Below are 25,187 nucleotides of genomic sequence, written 5' to 3'. Positions count from 1 at the left end.
CTGGGGTTATGTCAGTGGGAAAACCTGTGGATAAATCAGTCAATCTGATCAAGCTCTCCGTGGGCTCGGAAAGCGTGGACACCCTGATCGCATGGCAGGCGACCAAGCGGGCACAGGGGCCGGACGGATTGCCCCGCCACATCACTCGCATGTGGCCCAAACGCGAGGCTGAAATCCTGAACGGCGGCTCCATCTACTGGGTGGTCAAGGGCACGCTGCAGTGTCGCCAGCGGATCATCCGCCTAGACGAGATGATCGGCGAAGACGGTATCCGCCGTTGCGCCATCGTGCTCGACCCGGAAGTTATCCGCACCCAAAGCAGCCTCAAACGCCCGTTCCAGGGTTGGCGTTACCTTCCGGTCAGCGACGCCCCACCTGACCTGCCCAAGGGACGTGCATCCGAAGACCCGCTGCCGGTCGAGCTGAACCGCGCGCTGGCGGAGATCGGGGTGCTCTGAGCCTTAACCCGCCAGCTGCTTCGTCAATGCATCAATGACCTTGCGATCCGCCTCCGATGCCGGCGCGAGGCGGCTGCGCCACAGCGTGGCTTGCGAGCGCAAAATAGGGTCGTCGCCCAGGACTTTCAGGTGGTTCGCGCGCAGGGTCTCGCCGCTGGAGGTGATGTCGGCAATGGCCTCCGCCGTTTCATTGGCCACCGTACCTTCGGTTGCGCCCTGGCTGTCGACCAGCGCGTAATCGGCAACGCCCCCCTGGCGCAGGTGCTCGCGCACCAGCCGGTGATACTTGGTGGCAATGCGCAGGCGCATATCATGCGCGGCCCGGAACGCCGTTGCCGCCGCATCCAGATCATCCAGCGTATCCACATCCACCCAGGCTTTTGGCACTGCCAGCACCAGATCGGCGTGGCCAAAGCCCAACTCCTGTACCGGTTCGATCTGCTGTTCCCAGAGCGGCAGTTTTTCCTGCACCAGATCGGTACCCGTCACGCCGAAATGCAGCCGACCCGTTGCCAGTTCGCGAGGTACTTCCCCCGCAGAGAGCAGCACCAACGACACCCCCTGAATGCCCCCCACGGCACCGGCATACTCACGCTCCGACCCGGTACGGGTCAGGCGCACACCGCGCTGGCTGAACCAGTCGAAGGTCTTTTCCATCAACCGGCCCTTGGAGGGCACGCCCAGTTTCACGCTCATGCCTGCGCCTCCAACTCCAGCATCAGACCAGGGCGCAATACCCCGCCCACCGCCGGGATTTCTGCGCCCTGCCCCAACCGGCGCGTCAGCGCGTCATAGCGGCCACCGGTCGCAAGGGCCGGTAGATCGGCACGGTTCGGGCTGAAGAAGCCAAAAACGAAACCGTCATAATATTCCATCGATGTGCGCCCGAAACTGGTCTCGAACGGCAGGTTTTCCACGTCGACGCCCCGCGCCGCCAAAGCCTCCGCCCGCCTCGATATGCCATCCACCGCCGAAGAGATTGATGGCAGATCAACCGCGATGTCGCGCAGCTGCTCCAGTGCGAAGGGCAGTGTCTCCCGCACCCCCAGCAGCGCATCCAGCAGATCCACCTCGGCGGCGCTCACCGGCGGTGCCTTGGCATCGTCGCGCAGCGTCTGGATGCGGCGGTCGATCTCTGTCTGTGTGCGTTTACCCACCAGCGGCGCGTCGCAGGCGACATCGCCTGCCAGCAGTTGTTCGCGACGGGCGGACACAGGCGTGCGCCCCGAGAACCGGTCCAAAAGCGCCCGAAACCGGCGCGGTCGCCAGATGTGGCGTAAAAGGGCGGCCTTGCGCGGCTCGGTGGTTTTCAGCCCCCGCACGGCGGCGGTCAAAAGCCCGATATCCCCCGTTGTGGCGCGCAGGTTCAACGGCGCCACGGCCTGCGCGATCAGGGCAAACACCTCTGCATCGGAGGCGGCAGGATTGGCGCGATCAAACACCTCATAACCGACCTGAACATATTCATTGGCGCGGTCCGGGTCGTGCTCCTGACGGCGAAACACCTCGCCGGAATAGGTATAGCGCGCAGGCTCCGCCCCGTTGGCCATGTGCATCTGCACCACCGCAACGGTGAAATCCGGGCGCAGCATCTGTTCGCCGCGCAGCGCATCGGACGTCACATAGGCGCGCGCGCGGATTTCCTCGCCGTAAAGATCGAGCAGAGTTTCCGCCGATTGCAGAATGGGCGTCTCCACCGGCAGGGCCCCGGCTGCTTCAAAGCGCGCGCGCAACTCTGCCGCCCGCGCCAGCGTTTGGGCGCGCGTGATCATTTGTCAGCGCCACCGCCCGGCAGATCATGTTGCGCGAGGATGTCCCGCACCTTGGCGACCAGGTCATCGCGCGGCACTTCGAACTGGCTGGGCCGGTCTTTCCATTCCTCCAGCGTGGCACTTTCGGCGATCTGCGCGCCCAGGATCAGGTCCTTGATCTGGATGACGCCGCGCTCTTTCTCATCGCCGCCTTCGATCACGGCCACGGGGCTGCCGCGTTTGTCAGCGTACTTGAGCTGGTTGCCGAAGTTCTTGGGGTTGCCCAGATAGACCTCCGCCCGGATGCCTGCCTGACGCAGCTCGGCAACCATTTTCTGATAGTCGGCCATGCGGTCCCGATCCATGACGGTCACAACGACAGGGCCCGCTTCGCTGGAGTGCATCCGCCCCTTGGCCTGCAGGGCGGCGAGGAGCCGGTCAACGCCGATGGAGACACCCGTGGCAGGCACCTCCTGCCCGGTGAAGCGCTTGACCAGATCGTCATAGCGCCCGCCACCCGCGACCGAACCAAAGTTGCGCGTACGCCCCTTCTCGTCCTGAATGTCGAAGGTCAGTTCGGCCTCATAGACCGGGCCGGTGTAGTAGCCAAGGCCGCGGACAACGGAGGGGTCGACGACGATGCGGTCAGGGCCATAGCCACCTGCGTCTAGCAGACGAGCAATAGTTTCCAACTCATCTACACCCTGATTGCCCACCGTGCTATCCCGCACAATCGACCGAAGGCTCTCGCAGATAAAGCCGTTCCACTCAGCTTGAGTATAAATTAGTAAGTTATCGTTGTTCTTCTTGAACTCTGCCTCGTCTTCCACTGTGTGCGGTTCGCCGACTGATCCCAGCTTTTTGGCCACACCTAGAAAATCGACCAAAAGCTTGACTTGAAACTCGCTAAGTCCTGCGCCTTCTGTGAAGTCTCCACTCTCGTCCTTGCGCCCCTCACCAAGAAGGGCATGCACGCCTTCGGGACCCAACCGATCCAGCTTGTCGATGGCCCGCAGCACAATGCCACGTTCGCGTTCTTTGTCGTCGCCTGCGAGGCCTGCAACTTCGAGCACGCCGTTCAACACCTTGCGGTTGTTCACGCGGATCACGTAGTCGCCGCGCGGGATGCCGACCTCTTCGAGGCAATCGGCGAGCATCGCGCAGATTTCGGCATCCGCCGCAACAGACGGCGCTCCGACGGTGTCCGCGTCGCATTGATAGAACTGGCGGAACCGCCCCGGTCCGGGCTTTTCGTTGCGCCAGACGGGTCCCATCGCATAGCGACGATAGGGTTTGGGCAGGTCGTTCTGATGCTGCGCGTAGACGCGCGCCAAGGGGGCCGTCAGGTCATAGCGCAGCGCCAGCCAGTCGCCCGGCTTGTCGGCATCCGCATCCTCCTGCCAGGCAAAGACGCCCTCGTTCGGACGGTCCACATCCGGCAGGAATTTCCCCAGGGCCTCGACGGTTTCCACGCCGGAGCTTTCCAGCGCGTCAAAGCCGTACCGATGATAGACCGCCGCGATCTTGCGCAGCATTTCGGTGCGCTGGGTGACCTCAGCGCCGAAATAGTCACGAAAGCCCTTTGGCGTTTCCGCCTTGGGCCGCGGGGTCTTTTTGGGTTTGGCCATGGTTCGCCCTCTGGCTTGTCGGTGTCGCGCGCGGTCTAGCCCAAGGGGCCAAGGGGGGCAAGGCGCGGTCTTTATCAGATCGCCCGCGCGTGCTAGGCGCAGGCCATGGAAAAACTGGAAGAACAGATTGCGCATCTGACGCGCACGGTTGAGGAACTGTCCGATGTGGTGGCCCGTCAGGAGACGGAGATTGCCACGCTGACGCGCCGGGTCTTCATGCTGATGCAGCGCGAAGGCGAACGCGAGGCGCAGGCCTCGGGCGGTGTTGTGGTCGGTGACGAACGCCCGCCGCACTACTGACACGGACGCAGAGGGTCAGATATCCTCGACCTCAAGCACGCCGGTCAGCGATTTGATGGCGCCCTTGATCTGCGGGTTCACGACGAACTCCTGCCCAAGCTCGACTTCCACCTCGCCGGGCAGGCCCGGGTCCATCAGGCAAAACTCGATGGGGCCGCGCCCCGCCCTTTTGGCTGAGGCCGCGGCCCCTTCCAGCACGCTGGCCACAGCGGAGATTGCCTCCGGCGCGTCGATGAAGATCTTGAGCCCACCGCCGCCCGCATCGGCCACCACCGCATCCGCAGGCCCCACAGAGCGGCCCAGCAGTTTAAGCTGATCCGCCTCCATCGTCGCCTCGACCGTGACAATCACCTTGGAGCCGGTTTCCAGATGCTCGCGCGCCGCCTCCAGCGTGTCAGAGAAAAGCGTGACCTCATAGGCTCCCGTAGGGTCGGACATCTGCGCAAAGGCAAAGCGATTGCCGCGTGCTGATTTCCGTTCCTGTCGGCCCGCGACAATCCCGGCAAGACGCGCATTCATGGCACCGTGATCGGTGACCTTGGCCGTCAGCTCATCCAGCGTCAGGAAAGGCACACCGCGATCGTTCGACGTTTTGCGTTTCAGCGGGGCCATGTAGTCGTCGAGCGGATGGCCAGAGAGGTAGAAGCCCACGGCTTTGAACTCTTCGCCCAACCGTTCGGCGGGCAACCAGTCCTGAACCGGGTGCAGCCGTGGCTCTGGCAGGTCTTCTCCGGCCTCGCCAAAGAGCGAGACCTGGTTGGACGCCTTCTGCTCGTGGATGGCGGCGGAATAGCTCACCAACGCATCCAAGGCGTCGAAGACCCGGTGCCGGTTCGCATCCAGCTGGTCAAACGCGCCCGAGCGCGCCAGCATCTCCAGCGGGCGCTTGCCCACACGTTTCAAATCCACCCGGCGGGCGAGGTCAAAGAGCGTGGCAAAGGGTTTGTCGGGGCTGTTCTCTGCGCTCGGGTCCGCGCGACGCCCGTCGGTGATCAGCTTCATCGCCTCCAAGCCGACGTTCTTCAACGCGCCCAGGGCGTAGACCAGCGCGCCATCCACCACCTTGAACGTCGCGTCCGAGCGGTTCACGCAAGGCGGCACCCAGGGCAGTTGCAGCTGCTTGCGCACCTCTTCGAAATAGACCGCCAGCTTGTCGGTCAGATGGATATCGCAGTTCATCACCCCGGCCATGAATTCCACCGGGTGGTTCGCCTTGAGCCAGGCGGTCTGGTAGCTGACCACCGCATAGGCCGCCGCGTGGGATTTGTTGAACCCGTAGTTGGCGAATTTCTCCAGAAGGTCGAAAACCTCGGTGGCCTTTTTCTTGTCCACCCCGTTTTCCTGCGCGCCCTTTTCGAACTTCGGGCGCTCCTTGGCCATCTCCTCGGCGATCTTCTTGCCCATCGCACGGCGCAGCAGGTCGGCGCCGCCAAGGCTGTAGCCCGCCATGACCTGCGCGATCTGCATCACCTGTTCCTGATAGACGATAATGCCTTGCGTTTCCTTGAGAATATCGTCGATCAGCGGGTGAATGGATTCCAATTCGCGCTGCCCGTTTTTGACCTCGCAATAGGTCGGGATGTTCTCCATCGGGCCAGGACGATAGAGTGCCACAAGCGCCACGATGTCCTCGATGCAGGTGGGCTTCATGCGCTTGAGCGCGTCCATCATGCCCGAGCTTTCCACCTGGAACACGGCCACGGTCTTGGCGGAGGCGTAAAGCTTGTAGGAGGCCTCGTCATCCAGAGGGATGGTGCCGATGTCATCTTCCAACCCATCGGGGGGCGCAAAAAGCTCGGTCCCATCTGCGGCGATGTGCAGATGCCGCCCCGACGCCTTGATCTGATCCACCGCGTTTTGGATCACGGTCAGCGTTTTCAGGCCCAGAAAATCAAACTTGACCAGACCGGCCTGCTCTACCCATTTCATGTTGAACTGGGTTGCCGGCATGTCCGAGCGCGGATCCTGGTAGAGCGGCACCAGCGCATCAAGCGGCCTATCCCCGATCACCACGCCCGCCGCGTGGGTGGAGGCGTTGCGCAAAAGCCCCTCGACCTGCTGGCCGTATTCCAGCAGCCGGGCGACCACTTCCTCGTTGCGGGCCTCTTCGCGCAGGCGCGGCTCATCCGCCAAGGCCTTTTCGATGCTGACGGGTTTCACCCCTTCCACCGGGATCATCTTGGACAGACGGTCCACCTGCCCGTAAGGCATCTGCAGCACCCGCCCAATGTCGCGCACCGCCGCCTTGGATAAGAGCGCACCAAAGGTGATGATCTGCCCGACCTTGTCGCGGCCATATTTTTCCTGAACGTAGCGGATGACTTCCTCGCGCCGGTCCATGCAAAAGTCGATGTCGAAATCCGGCATCGACACCCGTTCGGGGTTCAGGAAACGTTCAAACAGCAGGTTGTAGCGCAGGGGATCAAGGTCGGTGATGGTCAGCGCATAGGCCACAAGCGAGCCCGCGCCCGAGCCCCGGCCCGGCCCCACGGGGATGTCGTTGTCCTTGGCCCATTTGATAAAATCCGCAACGATCAGAAAGTAGCCGGGAAACCCCATCCCTTCGATAATGCCAAGCTCGAAATCCAGCCGTTTTTCATATTCCTCGACGCTGGTCGCGTGGGGAATGACGGCCAGCCGGTCCTTCAGCCCCGCGTGCGATTGCCGCCGCAGCTCTTCGATCTCGTCATCGGCGAATTTGGGCAGAATGGGATCGCGCCTGTAGGCCTGAAACGCGCAGCGCCTTGCGATTTCCACCGTGTTTTCAATCGCCTCCGGAAGATCGGCAAAGAGCGTGACCATCTCGGATTGAGACTTGAAGTAATGCTGCGCGGTCAGACGGCGCCGCGCATCCTGCTGGTCGACATAGGCCCCTTCGGCAATGCAGATCAGGGCGTCATGCGCCTCGTACATGTCCGATTTGGGGAAATAGACGTCATTGGTCGCCACCAGCGGCAGGTCCATGGCGTAGGCCATCTCGACAAAGCCGCGCTCGGTCAGACGCTCGGCTTCGGGCTGCCCGGCTTCCGTGGGATGACGTTGCAGTTCGACATACAGCCGATCCCCGAAATCCGATTTGAGCCGGTCCATGATCTCTTGGGCTGCGGGTTTCTGCCCCGCCTGCAAAAGCATGCCAACCGGCCCCTCCGGGCCACCGGTCAGACAGATCACATCCGCCGCATACTGTCCCAGTTGATCCAGCGTCACCTGCGGCAGCGCCCCGCCCTTGTCGATGTACAGACAGGAGTTGAGCTTCATCAGGTTTTCATACCCCGCCTCGCTCTGGGCCAGCAGCACCACCGGCGCGGGCAGACGCGGCTTTTCGCCCGGGCGTGTCTCGACATAGGTCACGTCCACCTGACAGCCGAGGATGGGCTGCACCCCCGCTCCCGACATCGCCACGGAAAATTCCAGTGCGGCAAACATATTGTTGGTATCGGTCAACGCCAGCGCTGGCATCTCCGCGTCACGGCACAGACCAGGCAGTTTTTTCAGCCGCAGCGCCCCCTCCAGCAGTGAATACTCGGAGTGGCTGCGCAGGTGAATGAATCGGGGGGGTTTACTCATGCTCTGACCCTAATTCAGCAGGCGCACCGCCGCCAGCAGGAACACCCCGCGATGTCATTTTTTGAGCGCGCCAGCCAACCGCCGAGACGTCACCTCGCCTTTCTCCTTGCAAATCCAGGCAGCCACCGCTTAGCCTCTGGTCCGTTACTGCTCGCCCCTCGTTCTACGCCGCATCGAACGACTGGCATAAGGAGCCCTTTGGTACCGCGGCGGATCTGACGGAATGGACATTGCGTTTCGCCTGAACGGAGAAACAGTGGCGCTGCAGGATGTAGCCCCCACCACCACCCTGCTGGACTGGTTGCGCGAGGACCGCGGCCTGACCGGCACCAAGGAGGGGTGTAATGAGGGCGATTGCGGCGCCTGTTCCGTGATGGTTACGGATGACACCAGCGCGCAGGCGCTCAATGCCTGCATTCTGTTCCTGCCCCAGCTCAATGGCAAGGCGGTGCGCACGGTGGAGGGGATTGCAGCGCCGGATGGCAGTTTGCACCCGGTGCAACAGGCGATGGTAGATCATCACGGCAGTCAGTGCGGATTTTGCACACCGGGGTTCATTGTCTCGATGGCCACAGCCCATCTGCAGGGCAAGACGGATCATGACACGCAATTGGCCGGCAATCTCTGCCGCTGCACAGGCTATGCGCCGATCATCCGCGCCGCCGTTGCCGCCGAAGACGCCCCTGTTCCAGCGCATATGCACGACGAGACGGTGGAGAAAGCGGCGTCTGATCCAGGCGGGCTCTCCGTGCAGCCCCGCTCTGCGGATGAGTTGGCGGCATGGTATCTGAACCACCCGGAGGCCACGCTGATTGCCGGGGCCACGGATGTCGGTCTCTGGGTCACCAAGCAGTTTCGCAATCTGGGGCCCGTCGCCTTTCTGAACGGATGCGCCGATCTTACGGGGATCGAAGAGAGCGCAGAGGGCCTACGGATCGGGGCCATGACCACCCTGACGGACATGGAAACGCCGATTGAACCGCTCTACCCGTCTTTTGCGGCGATGATCCGGCGATACGGCTCCGTGCAGGTGCGCAATGCTGCGACCATCGGTGGCAATATCGCCAATGGCTCGCCCATCGGGGACGGCCCGCCTGCGCTAATCGCGCTGGGGGCGACATTACATTTGCGCCAGGGCCAGACACGGCGCAGCCTGCCTCTGGAGGATTTCTTTCTTGACTATGGCAAACAGGACCGGAACCCCGGTGAATTTATCGAAGCCATCACCATTCCGCATCAGCCGGACAGGTTGCGGTGCTACAAACTGTCAAAACGGTTTGATCAGGACATTTCCGCCCTCTGCGCCTGCCTGTCGGTCACCGTGGACAGCGGTCAGGTCACCCGCGCGCGTCTTGCCTTTGGCGGCATGGCGGGCATCCCGAAACGCGCGGTGGCGGCAGAAGCCGCCTTGGCTGGCGCCCCGTGGTCCGAAGATACTGTGCGGTCTGCGATGCAGGCGCTGGCAGAGGATTTTCAGCCCCTCTCGGACATGCGGGCCAGCGCGGCCTATCGCCTGAAAACCGCGCAGAACATGCTGTTGCGGTACTGGCATGCGGATCAGGGCACCATGGTCAACCCGCTGGAGGTGACCCCATGAGCGTCGCCAAATCGCTGCCCCATGATGCCGCGTTGCTGCACGTCACCGGCGCGGCGCGCTATGTGGATGACATTCCGGTGCCCAGGGATGCGTTGCATCTGGCCTTTGGTTTGTCCACGGTTGCTGCGGGTGATCTGACCGGTATGGATCTGTCCCGCGTACGCGCCGCGCCGGGGGTTGTTGCGGTTCTGACGGCGCGGGATTTACCGTTCGAGAATGACGTCTCCCCCTCCAACCATGACGAACCACTGCTGGCCACAGGGTCTGTGCAGTACGTCGGCCAACCCTTGTTTGTCGTTGCGGCCACCTCGCATTTGGCCGCGCGTCACGCCGCCCGACTAGGCGATGTGGACATCACGCCCAGCGACCCAATTCTGAGCATCGAGGACGCGCTCGCGCGTAACAGCCGGTTTGAAGACGGGCCGCGCATTTACGGACGCGGGGACGTGGATCGGGCGCTGCAGGCCGCGCCGCATAACATCAGTGGCCAGCTTGAAGTTGGCGGACAGGAGCATTTCTATCTCGAAGGGCAAGCCGCCCTCGCGCTACCGCAGGAAGGTGGTGACATGGTGGTGATGAGTTCCACCCAGCACCCCACCGAAATCCAGCACAAGGTGGCCGAGGCGCTTGGCAAGCCGATGCATGCCGTCCGGGTGGAAACCCGACGCATGGGCGGCGGCTTTGGCGGCAAGGAAAGTCAGGGCAATGCGCTGGCCGTGGCTTGTGCCGTTGTCGCGCAGGCCACCGGACGCCCTTGCCGCATGCGGTACGACCGCGATGACGATATGATCATCACCGGCAAGCGCCATGATTTCCGCATCGACTATACTGTCGGTTTCGATGACGACGGCGGCGTGTTGGGGATCGATTTCACCCATTATGCCCGCTGTGGATGGGCGCAGGACTTGTCCCTGCCGGTGGCGGATCGGGCCATGTTGCACGCCGATAACGCCTATTTCCTGCCCGCCGTGCGCATCACCAGTCACCGACTGAAAACCAACACGCAGAGCGCGACGGCTTTTCGGGGGTTCGGCGGGCCGCAGGGTATGCTGGGCATCGAACGGGTGATGGATCATATCGCCAGCCATCTCGGGCGCGAACCACTCAGCGTGCGACGCAAGAACTTTTATGCCTCCGGCGGGGATACTTCCGGCCAGAAGAAGCGCAACATGACGCCCTATGGCCAAGCGGTTGAAGATTTTATCCTGCATGACATGACGGACGCGCTGGTGGCTTCCAGCGACTATGAAACACGTCGAGCATCGGTGGTCGCATGGAATGCGCAAAACCCGATCCTCAAGAAGGGGATCGCGCTGACGCCGGTGAAATTCGGCATCTCCTTCACGCTGACCCATCTCAATCAGGCAGGCGCGCTGGTGCATGTCTATCAGGATGGCTCGATCCACCTGAACCATGGCGGCACCGAGATGGGGCAGGGTCTGTTCCAGAAGGTGGCGCAGGTGGCAGCGGCCAGATTTGGCGTTGACGTGTCGCAGGTTAAGATCACCGCGACCGATACCGGCAAGGTACCGAACACCTCCGCAACCGCCGCCTCCTCCGGCAGCGATCTGAACGGCATGGCGGTTCAGGCGGCTTGCGATACCATACGAAAGCGCATGGCAGTTTTGTTGGCCGAACGACATCAGTGTTCCGCTGCCGAGGTTGTTTTTCAGGAGGGCACGGTTGAGGTCGCGGGCGCGTGCTACAGCTTTGCAGAGGTCGCGCAGATGGCCTATTTCGCCCGCGTCAGCCTGTCGGCGACAGGCTTCTACAAGACACCGAAAGTAAAATGGGACCGGATCAAGGGCGAGGGCCGTCCGTTTTTCTACTTTGCGTATGGCGCGGCCGTCACGGAAGTCGTGATCGACACGTTAACTGGCGAAAACCGCATCCTGCGGGCGGACATTCTGCATGATGTGGGAAGCTCGCTGAACCCAAGCCTCGACATTGGACAGATTGAAGGCGGCTATGTGCAGGGCGCGGGCTGGCTGACCACGGAAGAACTGATTTGGGATGATAAGGGCCATTTGCGCACACATGCACCTTCGACCTACAAGATCCCCGCCTGTTCAGACCGACCGGATGTCTTCAACGTCGGGCTCTGGGAGGGCGAAAACCGGGAGGAGACGGTTTATCGCTCCAAGGCTGTGGGGGAGCCGCCACTGATGCTGGGCATTTCGGCCTATGCCGCGCTCTGCGATGCGGTGCAGGCCTGCGGGCCCGGCTATGCCAACCTGCAGACCCCCGCCACAGCCGAAGCCGTATTGACGGCTGTGCAAAGGACCCAACCGTGAGCGCGCTCTACGTCGAAGTTCTCGCAACCAAGGGCTCGACACCGCGCGATGCGGGCACGGCGATGAAGGTGACGAAAACCGAGGCGTTCGGCACGATCGGTGGGGGCGCACTGGAGTATGACGCCATCGCCCGTGCACGCGCCATCCTCGCGGCACGGGGACCGGAGGAGACACAGACCCTACCCCTTGGTCCAAACCTCGGGCAATGCTGTGGTGGCTCGGTGACCTTGCGGTTTACACGTACGCCCCGTCCGACAGACCAGATAGACACGGTGCGGCAGCCAATCTGCCAGGCCCCATCGCATCCGGCCCCTCTGTGGATTTGGGGGGCGGGGCACGTGGGCCGGGCGGTTGTCAGGGCCTGCCCCGCCCACGCCTTCAACATCACCTGGATTGATAGCCATGCTGACCGCTTTCCGACGCGCGTTCCCAAAACCGTAGCCGTCACACCTGTGAGGGACATGCCGATGCTTGCGGCACGTGCGCCGATCCACGCGCACCACCTGATCTTTACCTACGCACATGACATAGACCTTGCGCTTTGCGCCGCCCTGCTCAAACGCGGATTTGTGTCCTGCGGGTTAATCGGCTCAACCACCAAATGGGCGCGGTTCCAAAAACGCCTCAGGGTGGCAGGGCTTGATCCCACTCCAATCATCTGCCCCATCGGCGACAAATCCCTCGGCAAACGCCCCGACGCCATCGCCAGTGGCACCGTGGGTATGCTCCTGTCACACCTCAAGGCTCCTGTATGACCCCTCTTCTATCTTTGACCGGTCTGACCAAGGCCTATCCCGGCGTTGTCGCCAATGACGATGTGTCACTGCACATCCAACCGGGAGAAGTCCATGCGTTGCTGGGTGAAAACGGGGCTGGCAAATCCACCCTTGTGAAAATGATCTACGGGCTCGTGAAACCGGATCAGGGAGACATGCAGATGCATGGGCGCCCCTTTACACCCTCTGAGCCGCGCGCCGCCCGCGCGGCAGGTGTTGGTATGGTGTTCCAGCATTTCTCTCTTTTTGATGCGTTGACCGTGGCCGAAAACATCGCACTTGGGATGGAGACCGCACCGAGATTGAGAGATCTTGCGCAGCGGATCAGAGAGGTTTCCGACACTTATGGCTTGCCGCTTTCCCCTGATCGGGTGGTGGGCGACCTGTCAGCTGGGGAACGGCAAAGGGTAGAGATCATCCGCTGCCTCTTGCAGGAGCCCAAACTGCTGATCATGGATGAACCCACATCCGTTCTGACCCCGCAAGAGGTCGATATCCTCTTTGAGACCCTGCGCAAACTCAGCGCTGAGGGAACGGCAATTCTCTATATATCTCATAAGCTTGAAGAAATTCGCGCCCTCTGTGACGCGGCAACGATCCTGCGTCTGGGGAAAGTCGTGGGAGAGTGCATCCCCCGCGAGACAACAGCGCGGGACATGGCCGAGATGATGGTGGGCAAGGTGCTGGGCACGCCGACGCGAACCGCCGGTGCGCAGGAAGAAGTCGTGCTGACGCTGAATGGCTTGTCTCGCCCCTCACCTTCGGCGTTCGGGATGCCGTTGCGCGACGTATCCGTCACTTTGCGCAAGGGTGAAGTTCTGGGCATTGGCGGCGTGGCGGGGAACGGGCAGGACGAACTGCTCGCAGCGCTCTCCGGTGAAATGCGCGCACCAGCCGGCATGATCAGCTTCAAGGGCGAAGACATCGGCACCCTTGGCCCGAATGCCCGGCGTACCCGCGGGCTGCTGACCGCTCCAGAGGAACGGTTGGGCCACGCCGCAGTTCCCGATATGTCCCTGACCGAAAACGCCATGCTGACCGGTGCGGCCCGCGAGGGCCTGGAAAAGCACGGGTTTCTGGATTGGTCTGCCGCGCGGGGCCTTGCCGAACGGATCATCGAGGCCTTTGACGTGCGCACCCCGGGGCCCGGGAATGCGGCACGATCCCTCTCAGGCGGGAATTTGCAGAAATTCGTGATCGGACGGGAGGTGCTGCAACGTCCCGACGTATTGGTGGTGAACCAGCCGACGTGGGGCGTAGACGCCTCTGCTGCGGCATCCATCCGGCAAGCGCTGCTTGATCTCGCAACCGGGGGCGCAGCGGTGATCGTGATCAGTCAGGATCTGGATGAGTTGATGGAGATTGCGGACCGCTTTGCCGCGCTGAACGAGGGGCGGTTGTCTGCGCCACAACCCACCAGCGGGCTGAGTGTGGAGCAGATCGGGCTGATGATGGGCGGCGCCCATGGTATGGAGGTGGCGCATGTGTAGCCTGTTGCACCAAAAGAGATTTCTTGCCTTCGGCGAAGATATTTACAGCCAGAAGAAACATGGGGCACCCTCATGATCTGGTTGGAGAAGCGGCCACAGCCGAGCCGGTTTTTTGCTTATATCACCCCCCTGCTGGCGGTATTGGCGACATTTTTGTTTGGCGGGCTGCTCTTTGCGGCGCTCGGCAAGGACCCGGTCCAGTCGATTATAACGATTTTCTGGGAACCGCTCTTTGGCGAGTTCGCCTTTTACTATCGACCGCAGCTGCTGATCAAAGGGGCGCCCCTGGTGTTGATTGCCATTGGTCTGAGCCTCGGGTTCAAGGCCGGCATCTGGAACATCGGTGCGGAAGGGCAGTACATCATGGGGGCGCTGTTTGGCGCTGGCGTGGGGCTGGCTTTCTATCCCGCAGAAAGCGTTCTGATCTTTCCCGCCATGGTTATGGCGGGGGCTTTGGGTGGCTGGCTTTGGGCGATGATCCCCGCTTTTCTGAAGGTGCGTTTTGGCACCAATGAAATTCTTGTGTCTTTGATGCTGGTCTATGTGGCCGAACAGTTTTTGGCCTCCATGTCCCTGGGGTTGCTGAAAAATCCCGAAGGGTTCGGTTTTCCCGGCAGCCGCAACCTGCAACAATACGACAGTGCTCATAACGCTGAGATCATTGCCGGAACCGGCATGCATTGGGGGGTGGTGGCGGCCCTGATCGCGGTGATCTTTGCTTATGTGCTGCTGGCCCGGCACCGGCTTGGCTTTGCCGTGCGGGTCACCGGGGAAGCGCCGCGTGCCGCGCGGTTTGCGGGCGTGAACCCCGGCCGTCTTGTGCTGTTCTGCCTTGGCACCTCGGGCATGCTGGCGGGGCTGGCGGGACTGTTCGAGGTTGCGGGACCGGCGGGTCAGGTCAGCATCGATTTCAACGTGGGCTACGGGTTCACGGCGATCATCGTGGCTTTCCTTGGTCGGTTGCATCCCATCGGGATTGTGCTGGCGGGGCTGTTGATGGCGCTCACCTATATCGGCGGGGACATCGCGCAGAGCCAGCTGGGTCTGCCTGCTGCGGCCATTCAGGTGTTTCAGGGGATGCTCCTGTTCTTCCTGCTCGCGCTGGACCTTTTCACCAACTACCGGCTGCGCCTTGGCCGGGCGGAGACGGCATAATGGATCTTTCTGTGATCAATCCGATCCTTCTAATTGCCGCGCTGATGAGTGCGGCGACCCCTATCCTGCTGGCCGCCACGGGTGAGTTGGTGGTGGAACGTGCGGGTGTGTTGAACCTCGGCGTCGAAGGCATGATGATCCTCGGTGCCATCTGCGGGTTCGCCATCGCAGTCGAGACGGGATCACCTCTGACGGGCTTTGTGGCCGCCGCGATTGGGGGAGCGATGCTCAGCCTGCTCTTTGCGCTGCTGACCCAGGTGGCACTGGCCAATCAGGTGGCGTCAGGGCTCGCGCTGACACTCTTCGGGCTGGGGCTCTCGGCGCTGCTGGGCCAGCGCTATGTGGGCGTCAAACCGCCCCGGATGGGTGATATGAACTTCGGCCCGCTTGCCGACATCCCGGTCCTCGGGCCGATCCTCTTCTCGCATGACCCGATCCTCTACCTCGGCATTGCCCTGGTTGCCGCCGTCTGGGCCACGCTGAAATACACCCGTGTGGGCCTGATCTTGCGCGCGGTGGGGGAAAATCACGATGCCGCCCACGCGCTTGGCTATAAGGTCGTGCGCATCCGCACGCTGGCGATCATGTTCGGGGGCGCCTGCGCAGGCATGGGGGGTGCCTACATCAGCCTGATCCGCGTACCACAATGGACCGAGGGCATGACGGCCGGTGTGGGGTGGATTGCGCTCGCCCTGGTTGTCTTTGCCAGTTGGAAGCCCTGGCGCGTGTTGCTGGGTGCCTATCTTTTTGGCGGGATCACGCAATTGCAACTCAATCTGCAGGGCGCGGGCGTTGCCATTCCCGTCGAATATCTGGCAATGTCGCCCTACATCATCACCATCGTCGTGCTGGTCATCCTCTCTGCGGATAAAAGCGCGGCGCCCGGTTCTCTGGGCCGGACATTCCACGCCTCTCACTAGGGGCCAATCAACGCCTCGACCAAGGGGCGGTTCAACATGGGGAAGATCTGAAATGAAACTCATAACCCTTCTGGCCAGTGCCGCGGTGGCGCTTGGTCTGGCTGGCGGCGCCTATGCCGACGGCCATGAAAAGACCAAGGTCGGCTTTGTCTTTGTCGGACCAATCGGCGACGGCGGCTGGACCTATGAACACAACAAGGGCCGGCTTGCGGTCGAAGAAGCGCTCGGGGATGCTGTCGAGACCGTTTACGTGGAAAACGTCGCCGAAGGCCCGGACAGCGAGCGGGTGATGACGCAGATGGCGCTGGATGGTGCCGATCTGATCTTCACCACCTCCTTCGGCTACATGGATCCCACGATCAACATCGCGGCGAAGTTCCCGGATGTGAAATTCGAACATGCGACGGGCTACAAACGAGCAGACAACGTCTCGACCTATTCCGCACGCTTTTATGAAGGCCGCGCCATCCAGGGCCACATCGCGGGCAAGATGACCAAGTCCAACATCATCGGCTACATCGCCTCCTACCCGATCCCGGAAGTGATCCGGGGGATCAACGCCGCCTATATCCACGCGGCCAAGGTGAACCCGGATGTCGAGTTCAAGATCATCTGGGCCTATACGTGGTTTGATCCGGCCAAAGAGGCGGATGCGGCCCGCGCGTTGATCGAACAAGGTGCCGACGTGGTCCTGCAGCACACAGATTCCACCGCGCCACAGGCCGCCGCTCAGGAAGCGGGCAATGTGGTGACCTTTGGGCAGGCTTCCGACATGGGGCAATACGCGCCCTTCCCGCGTGTCTCCTCGATCATTGACGATTGGGCGCCTTACTACATCGCGCGCACCAAGGCGGTGATCGACGGCACATGGGAAAGCACCGACACATGGGATGGTATTGGCCCGGGCATGGTCGGCATTGGCGAGATTTCCGACGCGGTGCCTGCGGATGTGAAGGAAGAAGCGCTGGCGATGAAGGCTGCCATTGCCGATGGCTCCTACCACCCGTTCACCGGTCCGCTGAAAAAGCAGGACGGCAGCGACTGGCTGGCAGATGGCGAGGTGGCCGATGACGGCACGCTTGCGGGCATGAACTTCTACGTCGAAGGTCTGACCGGCGAAATTCCACAATAAGCTGAGCCAAGAAAGAAACGACAAGGGCCTCGGAGTGATCCGGGGCCTTTTTTTGCATCTAACGGCCTGCGAACAGCTTGAAGACGCAAAGTGGCCCAGAGCCGTTCTCTGCGAAGCTACGCACCGTTCTCCGGGTGTTTGTTCCAATACCTGACAGAGCACGCCAATTCGGTTTCCAGCCAGGATTTGAACTTCCTGACACTCGGGTTCCGCTGGGAGCGCGTGCGGACGGCAAACCAGTAGGTTGCGCCGGTCAAAGACCTGACGTCGAACGGGGCAACGATCTGCCCGCGTTCCAGAGCGTCGCAGGCAAGCGTCTCCCAAGCCATGAACAGGCCCTGCCCGGTCATCGCCGCATCCAAGCACAGGGAGGCGTCCGCATATGTTGGCCCTAGGCTCAGATCGCGCCCCGTCAGCCCCATCTCTGCGAGCCAGGGTCGCCAGCCGTAAAGCAGCTCATTCTCCCGAATAATCGGGACGTTGAAGACATCTTCCGGGGTGGTGATATGCGCTGCAATCTCAGGCGAGCAAACCGGAAAGACCCGTTGATCGAGCAGTTTCGTGGCCCCGGCACCCAAGGCGGGGTCTTCCCCGACACGGATGCCGATATCGACCTCGGAATGATCCAGATCGGCGACATCGACAGCGGGCAAGACCCGCAGGCTGATCTCCGGATTGAGATCGTTGAAGTTCTTTATGCGCCAGATCAGCCAACGGCTTGCAAAGATCGGTGCCACGGTGACGGTCAGCGTGTTCTGTCCAATCGCCTGCACGTCGGACACAACCGAGGACAGCTCACCAATCGCGGCCGTCAGGCGCGGTGATATCTGCGCGCAGATCTCTGTTGGCTGCAGACCTGTCGAGGTGCGCGCGAACAAGACCTGTCCCAGGGCAGCCTCTGCCTTGGCGAGCCGCTGGCTTAGGGCACCGGGGGTAACACCCAACTCATCGGCAGCACCGCGCAACGTGCCGTTGCGTGCGATCACCTCAATCGTTCTGAGAGAGGCGAGTGGGATTGCATTGAGGTTTCGCATTTAGAAAAACTAAACGCGCCCTGTCTCAAAGTCGATTCAGAATTGACCTTTGAGACGCCATCTTGGTCCCATGACACATGCCCTCACCATAAGGCTCAAATGCTTCTGGATAAAAATCCTGCCGACCTCACCGCGCCTGTCCGACGAAACCCAATTTGAACGGGATCCCTTGTCGCATCCGGACATTGCACGCATGTCCGAGCGCGAACGCGCCGATCTGCCGTTTTGTCCCGCACGCGTCAGACCGGAGTAGCGCGTTCCAGCGCTGTCTTTCAGTACGAGTATTCGGCATAAATCCGGTTCAGATCCCCGCCCCACGCGCCGTTGTACTGTTCCAGCAGTTCGTCGGCTGGCACCTTACCGCTTTCGACGCTCTCGTGCAGCGCGTTCAGGAAATGAGTTTCGTCCGGAACCATGCCGCCTGCGCCCGCCCGCGCGCGCGCCTTGAGGCCGCTTATACTGATCGCCACCGCCTCGCGGGCAATGTCGTGCAGCTTGTGGCCATGCACCTCGGCCTGCAGCCCGTCAACGGAGGCCGCGACCCGCATCAGGTCACGGGTGCCCATATCCCAGTCTTTCACCAGGTCCCAGGCCGCATCGAGCGCGGTCTGGTCATACATCAGCCCGACCCAGAAGGCCGGCAGCGCGCAAAGCCTGCGCCAGGGGCCGCCGTCGGCCCCACGCATTTCGATAAACCGCTTCATCCGCGCTTCCGGGAAGGCGGTGGTCAAATGGTCGGCCCAATCGCTCAGTGTCGGGATTTCGCCCGGCAAAGCAGGCAATTCGCCCTTGAGGAAATCGCGAAAGGACTGCCCGAGCGCATCAACATACTGCCCGTCGCGATAGACAAAATACATCGGCACATCGAGCGCATAGTCCACCCAGCGTTCAAATCCGAAGCCGTCTTCGAACACAAAGGGCAACATCCCCGTGCGCGCCGCATCAAGGTTACGCCACGCGACGCTGCGCCAGGACTTGTGCCCGTTCGGGCGGCCTTCGAAAAACGGTGAGTTGGCAAAAAGCGCCGTGGCCACCGGCTGCAGGGCCAGCGCCACGCGCATCTTCTGCACCATGTCCGCTTCGGAGCCGAAGTCGAGATTGACCTGCACCGTGCAGGTCCGCCGCATCATCACGCGCCCCATGGTGCCCACGCGCGCCATATAGTCGTTCATCAGTTTGTAGCGGCCCTTGGGCATCAGATCCATGTCGTCATGGGTCCAATGCGGGGCCGCACCAAGCCCGATAAAGCCCGCGCCGATCCGGTCCGCCACATCCTGCACTTCACGCAGATGGGTATTCACCTCGTCACAGGTCTCGTGGATTGTCTCCAGCGGCGCGCCGCTGAGTTCCAGCTGCCCGCCCGGTTCAAGGCTGATGTTGGCGCCGTCTTTTTCCAACCCGATCAGCACCCCGCCCTCTTCGACCGGCGACCAGCCGTGCGTATCCCGCAGCCCTTCCAGCATCACCCGGATCGACCTGTCGCCCTCATAAGGGAGCGGCTTCAGCGTGTCCTTGCAGTAGCCGAATTTCTCATGCTCGGTACCAATGCGCCAATCCTCTTTCGGCTTGCACCCGTCCGAGAGATATTGCGCCAACTGGTCATGAGAGGTGATCGGGCCGCCACCGGATTGAGGAATGGACATGAAGGAGGCTCCGTTCGTTCGGTAAATGCATTCAAGACATCAGGGATGGGACGATTTGATCAGGCTGTCAATGCAGACTAATCTGTGCAGTTTCGCCGGGCCTGCGTTGCCAGATCACGATGGCGTGTTTCTCGGCGCCCTGCAGCGCGTGCAGCATGCGCTCTGTCCTCAGGCCGGACAGGGTGGCGAAAGCGTCGAACAAGGCTTCCGCACCTTCTGCATTCACGGGGATCAGCAGCGCTGGCTGTCCCGGCTGCCGCAAGTGCCAATGCGCGGGGAAAAGGGTTTTATCCAGGGTCAGTTCGGTCATCTCGCGCAGGGCGATGGCGCCACCGGTCAGCGGACCATAGTAGGTAATTTGCCCCTCGTCGACGCTGACCGCCCCGGGCCCCTGCCCGGCGCTGCGAAAACGTGCGCGCTGCACCCCGACCCAGATGAGGGCTATCCCGGCGACCAGCAAGGCAATGGCCGGCAACACCAGCAGTTGCCCCGGTCCAACCAGCCACCACAGCCCGAGGAGCGCAATGGCGCCCCCCGCCAGCACTTCCCGCCAACGCCACAACGCAGCCCTTGCTTCGGGTCGGAAAAATGTCATGGCGTCTTGCCTGCGGTCATAGGGGTCTCCAGCAAGGCAATGCGGTAGTCCCCGATACGCCGAAATCCGATGCTCTCATAAGCGCGTGCCGCAACCGGGCTGGCAGCAAATAGAATGGCGCTGGTGATGCCGTCGTCTCGCATTTCTGCCAGATGCAACGCCACAATGCGGGCGCCATGGCCCCGCCCGCGATGAAGCGGCGGCACATAAACGCCTCCGACCTGCACCATATCCGCCGTCCGCGCGTTCAGCGCCGACATCGCACAGGGCACACCATCTGCCTCCATCACACGTCCGTCCGGTTTTTCGACGAACCTCAGCGCAGCACGCATGCCATCGTTACCATCGAGCGTCCCCTTGCCGGTATCTTGATGATAGCCGTTAAACCAGTCTGCGAGCCAATCGGCATGGTCAGCCGCGGGCCTGCGCAAGTGTATGTTTTGATCTGAAATTTCAGATAGATCTGACAATCGCAATGCGTACAGCGGTTCATTGTGCTGCAAACGAAAATCTACATCGCGCAAGCCAAGCGCCGTGGTCAACGCGCCGATCTGATCGGGGACGCCGGTCATGCCGACGATGCGCTGTCCTCTCAATACTTCGTCACACGCCGACCAGAATGCGGCCCCTTGATCCGGCGCCTGACACATCAGAAAGCCACCGTTCGTGCGGCCCAAGACACCGGTGATGTCGCCGTCGCGTGTGCGCACATAGAAGGTCGTTCCATTGGCGTGATCCGTATTGCCGACCCCATGCGCCGCAAGATTGCCACGCAAGAACATGGAGGTTGCCGAGTGAGGGTGCAGAAATGCTTCGAGTGCAGCTGTCTCTTCCGGGCGTGCCTCGCGGATCATGTCCAGTCTCCCAACGCCTGCTGCCACAGGGTGATTGCCGCCACCGCCGCCGTGTCTGCGCGCAGAATACGCGGCCCCAGAGACACCGCATGTGCGTGGTCAAGCGCGTGTAACTTCTCTCGCTCGGACGGCGAGAAGCCTCCCTCCGGCCCAATCAGGATCGCCCAAGGCCCTGGGGTGGCAGGTAGGGTGGGCTTTAAGGCCACCTGCGCTTCATCGCAGAACATGATCCGCCGGTCGGTGTCCCACCCCGCCAGCAGCCGGTCCATCCGGACCATCTCCGCCACCTCCGGCACGTAGGTGGCGCCGCATTGCTCCGCCGCTTCCACAGCATGCGCCTGCAGGCGCGCCCTCTGGATGCGCCCGGCATTTGTGTACTGCGTCTGGACCGGAAGGATGCGTGCAGCCCCAAGCTCCACCGCCTTTTCCACAATGAAATCTGTTCGGGCTTTCTTGATCGGCGCAAAAAGCAGCCACAGGTCCGGTGGCATTTGCTGGGGGCGTGTCTGTGAGATCACCTGCAGAACGCCGCCGCGTTTGCCCGCCTCGGCCACCTCGGCCAGCCATTCACCGTTCTGCCCATCGAAGAGCAAGACCTGCGGGCCCACGCCAAGCCGCATCACCCCAAAAAGGTAATGCGCCTGCTCCCGCGACACAGGGACCGATTGCCCCGGCCCCAGGGAGTGTTCTACAAAAAGCCTGATCTTGGCTGTCACCTGTCCGTCCATGGGGAGATACATATGCAAAGCCCACCCGCTGCGCCAGATGGCCAAGTGGCCGATGCGGTAAAAGGCAATTGGGTCGACACAATGGCGCCTGTGTGGTCACGCCCCTACCTGCGGCTCAGCCGGGCGGATCGACCCATCGGCACATGGCTGTTGCTCCTGCCCTGCTGGTTGGGCCTGGCACTGGCGATGATCCATGATCAGCGTGCAGGCTTTGAGGACCTCTGGATCGCCGTGGGATGCGCCCTGGGGGCGTGGCTGATGCGCGGCGCGGGTTGCACCTGGAACGACATCACCGACAGGGATTTCGATAACAGCGTCGAACGCACCCGCTCGCGCCCCATTCCGTCAGGGCAGGTCACCGTCAGAGGAGCCGTTGTCTGGATGTGCGCACAATCGCTGCTGGCATTCTGCATCCTGTTGACTTTCAACATGACAGCCATCGCTCTGGGCGTGCTGGCCCTGCTGCCCGTGGCCGTCTACCCCTTTGCCAAAAGATTCACATGGTGGCCGCAGGTCTTCCTCGGACTTGCCTTCAACTGGGGCGCGCTGCTGGCCTGGGCGGCACATAGCGGCACACTGCATGCTCCGGCTGTGCTGCTCTACCTTGCCGGCATCGCCTGGACCCTGTTTTACGATACGATCTACGCACATCAGGACACCGAGGATGACGCGCTGATCGGCGTCAAATCCACCGCACGCCTCTTCGGCGACAAGACCGCCACCTGGCTGCGACGCTTCCTGGTGGCAACGGTGGGGCTGATGGGCCTCGCCGTGGTTTTCAGTGCCCTGCCGCAGGCAAATGTCCTCGCGATGGTGCTGGCACTGGCGGGTCCCTGGGCGATGGGGTGGCACATGGCATGGCAATTGCGCCAGCTTGACATCGAGGACAGCGCGAAACTGCTCCGGCTCTTTCGCGCCAACCGGGATACCGGCATGATCCCGCTGCTCTTTTTTGCAGCCGCCCTGCTGGCGTGATTGAATCCACCGCCCCGGGGGCGTATCACCTAGACGACTCGTAACCGGACACCAGGGGATCATGGGCCTGTCATCTTACACCCTGACTGCATCTGCCTTTGTCGCTGCCGCGACGGCTGCCCTGATCGCGGCAAACTCTTCCGTACAACTGGTCGAAGATGCCTCTGAAATCGGTGTACGCACGGCACTGGATGAAAACGAACTGACATGGGCCGAAGTCGAGGCAGACGGTCTGCGACTGGTGCTCGCCGGGACCGCACCAACGGAGGCCCTCCGGTTCCAAGCGCTCAGCGTTGCAGGGTCCGTCGTGGACGCAGCCCGCGTCATCGACCAGATGGAGGTTGCAGCGGTCGCCAACATCGCACCGCCGCGCTTTTCTGCCGAAGTCCTGCGCAACACAGCCGGCTTGTCGATCATTGGCCTGATCCCGGAGACGACGGATCGCGACGAGATGATTACCGGCTTCAACGCGATGAGCGACCTGCCGGTGACCGATCTTCTGGAGACGGCAGACTACCCCGCCCCGAGCGGATGGGAGGACGCGCTGGCCTTTGCCATCTCGGCCGTTGAGGACTTGCCCCGCGCCAAGGTATCCGTGACCGCCGGGCGGGTAGAGATCACCGCAATTGCCGACAGTGCCGAGGCGAAATCAGACATGGAAGCGCGCCTGACCCGCGCGGCACCGCCCGCCTTGCGCCTCTCCCTCAACATCACCGCGCCGCGCCCGGTGATCACACCCTTCACCCTGCGTTTCGTCATGGACGGCGATGGCGCACGGTTCGACGCCTGCTCCGCCGATACCGAAGCCACGCAACAACGCATCGTGGCCGCCGCCTTTGCTGCGGGGCTGAGCGGACCGGGGCATTGCACCATCGGGATGGGCGTGCCCTCTCCGACATGGGCAGATGCCGCCGAGACCGCAATTGCGGCGCTGGCAGAACTGGGCGCGGGCAGCGTCACCTTTTCCAATGCCGATGTAACGCTGGTGGCCGCCGAAGGAACGGACCAGCGGCTCTTTGACCGGGTCACGGGCGAATTGGAAAACGCCCTGCCGGACGTCTTCGCGCTTTACCCGGTGTTGCCGGAAACACCGGATCCGTCCTCCGGCCCGGCGGAATTCGTCGCCACGCTGAGCCCGGAAGGGCAGGTTCAGCTGCGCGGGCGCCTGTCGGACGAGAACATGCGCCAGGTTGCCGACAGCTTTGCGCGGGCGAAATTCGGGTCTGACAACGTCTATACCGCCGCCCGCGTGGTATCGGATATGCCCCCGGACTGGTCCGCGCGTGTCCTGACCGGTATTCAGGCGCTGGCCTATCTCAGCAATGGTGCCGTGACCGTAACGCCGGATACCATCACGCTGACCGGCAACTCCGGCAATCAGAATGCGCGTGCAACCGTTGCCCGGTTCCTCGCCAGTAAACTGGGCCAGGAAGCCACGTTCGACATCAACGTGCTCTACGTCGAAGCGCTGGACCCCATCGCCGCCCTGCCGACGCCGGAGGAATGCGAGGCGGATATCGCGGAAATCGTATCCGCGGCAAAAATCAACTTTGAACCGGGCAGCGCCACCATCGACCCCAGTGCGCTCGAAACCATGGACAACATTGCATCGGTCCTGAAGGAGTGCGGCGATATCCGGCTTGAGGTGCAGGGGCACACAGACAGCCAGGGCCGCGAGGAAATGAACCTCTCGCTCAGCCAGGCGCGGGCAGAATCGGTGCTCAACGAGTTACGCGCCCGCCGCGTCCTGACAGGCTCTTTCGTCGCGAAAGGCTACGGAGAAGCGCAACCTATCGCTGAAAACGACAGTGATGCAGGCCGTGAAGCCAACCGACGCATCGAATTTCATCTCATTCGCCCCACCCCTTCACAACCAGAACGCGAAACAACACTGGAAAGCGTCGCAGAATCCAGCGATACAGAGCCATCAATAGATGGTCCGGAGGTTGAAGGAAGCGGGGATGAGTAGGACGGAATTTGTCGTGGCGACGGCCATCATTCTCTTTGTGGCTTTTTGTCTGGGCTGGTTTGCCAATTGGATCGTGCACCGGTTCACCCGTGTGGCGGCCGATGACGTGGCACAGCTTGACCGGATGAGCCAGGAGCTTCATGAGGCGGAAGAAACCCGCGATCAGGCGATCACCTATCTGCAGCAGCGCGAGGCGGAACTGACCAACCAACTGGCACAGACCGAAGCGGAACTGCGCGCCGCCATGGACGGGCTGCGCGATGCCCGGCACGAAGCCGAAGAGCTTCGGGCGCGGGTCAATCACGAACGCATCGGGTAAAC

At 62.1% G+C, this 25,187-nt stretch carries 21 protein-coding genes; 12 read left to right on the top strand and 9 right to left on the bottom strand.

Annotated elements, in window-relative coordinates:
- Positions 1 to 26: 26 nt before the first annotated feature.
- Positions 27 to 458 (top strand): DUF1489 family protein, encoded by a 432-nt coding sequence (locus ISX84_RS08565; RefSeq protein ID WP_195819919.1) that lies wholly within the window; start codon positions 27 to 29, stop codon positions 456 to 458.
- A 3-nt stretch (positions 459 to 461) separates the two neighbouring features.
- Here ISX84_RS08565 and hisG read toward each other — a convergent pair whose 3' ends face one another.
- The 3 genes from hisG to hisS are packed head-to-tail and all read right to left on the bottom strand — an operon-like array spanning position 462 to position 3,837.
- On the bottom strand, positions 462 to 1,154 hold the full coding sequence (hisG, locus tag ISX84_RS08560) for an ATP phosphoribosyltransferase (protein WP_195819918.1): 693 nt from the start codon (positions 1,152 to 1,154) through the stop codon (positions 462 to 464).
- Positions 1,151 to 2,230 (bottom strand): ATP phosphoribosyltransferase regulatory subunit, encoded by a 1,080-nt coding sequence (locus tag ISX84_RS08555; RefSeq protein WP_195819917.1) that lies wholly within the window; start codon positions 2,228 to 2,230, stop codon positions 1,151 to 1,153. The genes hisG and ISX84_RS08555 overlap by 4 nt, the downstream gene beginning before the upstream one ends.
- Positions 2,227 to 3,837, bottom strand: coding sequence for a histidine--tRNA ligase (gene hisS, locus ISX84_RS08550; RefSeq protein WP_195819916.1), 1,611 nt, complete (start codon positions 3,835 to 3,837; stop codon positions 2,227 to 2,229). Before hisS ends, ISX84_RS08555 begins: the two co-directional genes overlap by 4 nt.
- Positions 3,838 to 3,942: 105 nt before the next feature.
- On the opposite strand from hisS, the gene ISX84_RS08545 reads away from it, so the two are divergent.
- Positions 3,943 to 4,137, top strand: a complete 195-nt coding sequence (locus ISX84_RS08545) for a SlyX family protein (RefSeq protein ID WP_195819915.1) — start codon at positions 3,943 to 3,945, stop codon at positions 4,135 to 4,137.
- A 15-nt stretch (positions 4,138 to 4,152) separates the two neighbouring features.
- Here ISX84_RS08545 and dnaE read toward each other — a convergent pair whose 3' ends face one another.
- Positions 4,153 to 7,704, bottom strand: coding sequence for a DNA polymerase III subunit alpha (gene dnaE / locus ISX84_RS08540; protein ID WP_195819914.1), 3,552 nt, complete (start codon positions 7,702 to 7,704; stop codon positions 4,153 to 4,155).
- A gap of 223 nt (positions 7,705 to 7,927) precedes the next feature.
- Here dnaE and xdhA point away from each other — a divergent pair, with 223 nt between their 5' ends.
- From xdhA to ISX84_RS08505, 7 genes are all read left to right on the top strand, one after another.
- Entirely contained in the window at positions 7,928 to 9,301 is a 1,374-nt protein-coding gene (xdhA, locus tag ISX84_RS08535; protein ID WP_195819913.1) for a xanthine dehydrogenase small subunit, read from the top strand.
- Positions 9,298 to 11,595, top strand: a complete 2,298-nt coding sequence (xdhB, locus tag ISX84_RS08530) for a xanthine dehydrogenase molybdopterin binding subunit (protein WP_195819912.1) — start codon at positions 9,298 to 9,300, stop codon at positions 11,593 to 11,595. Before xdhA ends, xdhB begins: the two co-directional genes overlap by 4 nt.
- The gene (gene xdhC / locus ISX84_RS08525) at positions 11,592 to 12,350 is read left to right on the top strand and encodes a xanthine dehydrogenase accessory protein XdhC (RefSeq protein WP_195819911.1); all 759 of its coding nucleotides are present in this window, start codon (positions 11,592 to 11,594) and stop codon (positions 12,348 to 12,350) included. Before xdhB ends, xdhC begins: the two co-directional genes overlap by 4 nt.
- Positions 12,347 to 13,861, top strand: coding sequence for an ABC transporter ATP-binding protein (locus ISX84_RS08520; RefSeq protein ID WP_195819910.1), 1,515 nt, complete (start codon positions 12,347 to 12,349; stop codon positions 13,859 to 13,861). The genes xdhC and ISX84_RS08520 overlap by 4 nt, the downstream gene beginning before the upstream one ends.
- A gap of 72 nt (positions 13,862 to 13,933) precedes the next feature.
- The gene (locus ISX84_RS08515; RefSeq protein WP_195819909.1) at positions 13,934 to 15,016 is read left to right on the top strand and encodes an ABC transporter permease; all 1,083 of its coding nucleotides are present in this window, start codon (positions 13,934 to 13,936) and stop codon (positions 15,014 to 15,016) included.
- Positions 15,016 to 15,936, top strand: coding sequence for an ABC transporter permease (locus ISX84_RS08510; RefSeq protein ID WP_195819908.1), 921 nt, complete (start codon positions 15,016 to 15,018; stop codon positions 15,934 to 15,936). Before ISX84_RS08515 ends, ISX84_RS08510 begins: the two co-directional genes overlap by 1 nt.
- Positions 15,937 to 15,988: 52 nt before the next feature.
- Positions 15,989 to 17,068 (top strand): BMP family ABC transporter substrate-binding protein, encoded by a 1,080-nt coding sequence (locus ISX84_RS08505; protein WP_195819907.1) that lies wholly within the window; start codon positions 15,989 to 15,991, stop codon positions 17,066 to 17,068.
- Positions 17,069 to 17,184: 116 nt separating this feature from the next.
- Here ISX84_RS08505 and ISX84_RS08500 read toward each other — a convergent pair whose 3' ends face one another.
- The 5 genes from ISX84_RS08500 to ISX84_RS08480 all read right to left on the bottom strand — a co-directional run bounded on the left by ISX84_RS08500 (position 17,185) and on the right by ISX84_RS08480 (position 21,910).
- On the bottom strand, positions 17,185 to 18,102 hold the full coding sequence (locus ISX84_RS08500) for a LysR substrate-binding domain-containing protein (protein ID WP_195819906.1): 918 nt from the start codon (positions 18,100 to 18,102) through the stop codon (positions 17,185 to 17,187).
- Between the two features lie 272 nt (positions 18,103 to 18,374).
- Entirely contained in the window at positions 18,375 to 19,745 is a 1,371-nt protein-coding gene (locus ISX84_RS08495) for a glutamate--cysteine ligase (RefSeq protein WP_195819905.1), read from the bottom strand.
- Between the two features lie 67 nt (positions 19,746 to 19,812).
- A complete protein-coding gene (locus tag ISX84_RS08490; protein WP_195819904.1) occupies positions 19,813 to 20,340 on the bottom strand; it encodes a hypothetical protein in 528 nt (175 codons plus the stop codon).
- Positions 20,337 to 21,194: a GNAT family N-acetyltransferase gene (locus tag ISX84_RS08485; protein WP_195819903.1), complete on the bottom strand. Its 858-nt coding sequence runs from the start codon at positions 21,192 to 21,194 to the stop codon at positions 20,337 to 20,339. The genes ISX84_RS08490 and ISX84_RS08485 overlap by 4 nt, the downstream gene beginning before the upstream one ends.
- Entirely contained in the window at positions 21,191 to 21,910 is a 720-nt protein-coding gene (locus ISX84_RS08480) for a 16S rRNA (uracil(1498)-N(3))-methyltransferase (protein ID WP_195819902.1), read from the bottom strand. Before ISX84_RS08480 ends, ISX84_RS08485 begins: the two co-directional genes overlap by 4 nt.
- A gap of 24 nt (positions 21,911 to 21,934) precedes the next feature.
- Here ISX84_RS08480 and ubiA point away from each other — a divergent pair, with 24 nt between their 5' ends.
- The 3 genes from ubiA (at position 21,935) to ISX84_RS08465 (ending at position 25,185) form a co-directional block, all read left to right on the top strand.
- Positions 21,935 to 22,897: a 4-hydroxybenzoate octaprenyltransferase gene (ubiA, locus tag ISX84_RS08475; protein ID WP_195819901.1), complete on the top strand. Its 963-nt coding sequence runs from the start codon at positions 21,935 to 21,937 to the stop codon at positions 22,895 to 22,897.
- Positions 22,898 to 22,958: 61 nt separating this feature from the next.
- Positions 22,959 to 24,866, top strand: a complete 1,908-nt coding sequence (locus ISX84_RS08470; protein ID WP_195819900.1) for an OmpA family protein — start codon at positions 22,959 to 22,961, stop codon at positions 24,864 to 24,866.
- Entirely contained in the window at positions 24,859 to 25,185 is a 327-nt protein-coding gene (locus ISX84_RS08465) for a hypothetical protein (RefSeq protein ID WP_195819899.1), read from the top strand. The genes ISX84_RS08470 and ISX84_RS08465 overlap by 8 nt, the downstream gene beginning before the upstream one ends.
- Positions 25,186 to 25,187 lie beyond the last annotated feature (2 nt).

Source organism: Roseobacter sp. MH60115 (genome assembly GCF_015644665.1).
In the GTDB taxonomy this organism is placed as follows: Bacteria; Pseudomonadota; Alphaproteobacteria; order Rhodobacterales; family Rhodobacteraceae; genus Roseobacter.
The sequence above is the reverse complement of the archived record's forward strand: the minus strand, read 5'-3'. Positions and strand labels throughout refer to the sequence as shown.